Genomic DNA, 1,404 nt, shown 5'->3' on the forward strand with positions numbered 1-1,404 from the left:
CCCCTGCGGCTACGGCCTGCACCGGCAACTGACCGCTTTGGGCCACGACTGCATGGTGGTGGCGCCCTCGCTGATTCTGATGAAGGCTGGCGACCGCGTGAAAACCGACCGCCGCGACGCCGTGATGTTGGCCAAGCTGCACCGGGCTGGCGAGCTGACGGCGGTGTGGGTGCCGGATGGCGCCCATGAGGCGATGCGCGACCTAATCCGGGCGCGCGCAACGGCGGTCAGGGTACTGGGCAAAGCACGGCAGCATCTGCAAGGCTTCCTGCTGCGGCATGGCCGCGTTTACGCTGGCAAGCGGGGCTGGACGCTGGCCTACCGGCGCTGGCTGACCATGGTGCACTTCGAGCATCCTGCTCAGCAGGTGGTGTTGCAGGACTACATCCACGCGGTCACCGATGCCGAGGCGCGGGTCACCCGCTTGCCCCAGCAGATCGAGGACCTGGTGCCGAACTGGTCGATGGCCCCGGTGGTCGAGGCCTTGCAAGCCATGCGGGGCGTCGCCTTCATCGTGGCGGTGACGGTCGCCGCCGAGGTCGGTGACTTCTCCCGCTTCGACAATCCGCGCCAGTTGATGGCCTATCTCGGGCTGGTGCCGTCCGAGCATTCCAGCGGCAACACAGTGCGGCGCGGCGGCATCACCAAGGCTGGCAACGCCCTGGCCCGGCGGGCGCTGATCGAAGGCGCCTGGACCTATCGCATGCAGGCCCGTATCAGCCGCAAACTGCACGACCGCAACGAAAACCTGCCCCAGGCCATCCGCGACATCGCCTGGAAGGCCCAGGTTCGGCTGTGTGCCCGTTATCGCCGGCTGGCGGCGGCGGGCAAGGCCAAGGTGGTGGTCACCACCGCCATCGCCCGCGAGATGGTCGGCTTTTTGTGGGCGATCGCTCGGCAAGTGGAGGTCAAACCGGCCGCCTGAGCCGGGTCGGCCGCCATATCGGTGCCCATGGCTGGAGGCGGGGCGCGGTGGGGAATCCTCGTGCCCTGTTATGAGCCGGCATTGCCGACGCTCGCCCTTTAGACCGAGGCAGCCCCAAGACGAAACCACGGTCATGCGGTATCCAACCCGCGTATGAGAGCTTGCTCAACCGTCGTCTTTGGCCCCGCCTCCTGCCGTGGGCACCGCACCGAAATCTAGCGCCTGGGCGCATCCAGGGCGGAAACGCCTGACCAAATCCATTGACAGCGAACATGAGAACAGGCTGCGGAAAAATGCCGGTTCGGCGTCTTCGCGCCCATTGTCGTCATGCGCGGGCTTGACCCGCGTATCCACGTGTTGCGTAACTGGGGCAAAAGTCCGGGCGATCAGGCGGCGTAGCGGGCGGCGATCAGCGAGGGGAGTCCCGGCACGGCGTTTCCGACAGCGGCGCCGAGGCGGTCTCCCAGGAAATCCCAGAA

General features: G+C 67.0%; 1 protein-coding gene. It reads left to right on the forward strand.

What is annotated here, in order from left to right; translation table 11 throughout:
* Positions 1 to 925: IS110 family RNA-guided transposase (locus A6A05_RS03510; protein WP_068497513.1), on the forward strand; the 925-nt coding region annotated here is incomplete at its 5' end.
* Positions 926 to 1,404 lie beyond the last annotated feature (479 nt).

Origin of the sequence: Magnetospirillum moscoviense, from assembly GCF_001650635.1 — a bacterium.
GTDB lineage: Bacteria > Pseudomonadota > Alphaproteobacteria > Rhodospirillales > Magnetospirillaceae > Magnetospirillum > Magnetospirillum moscoviense.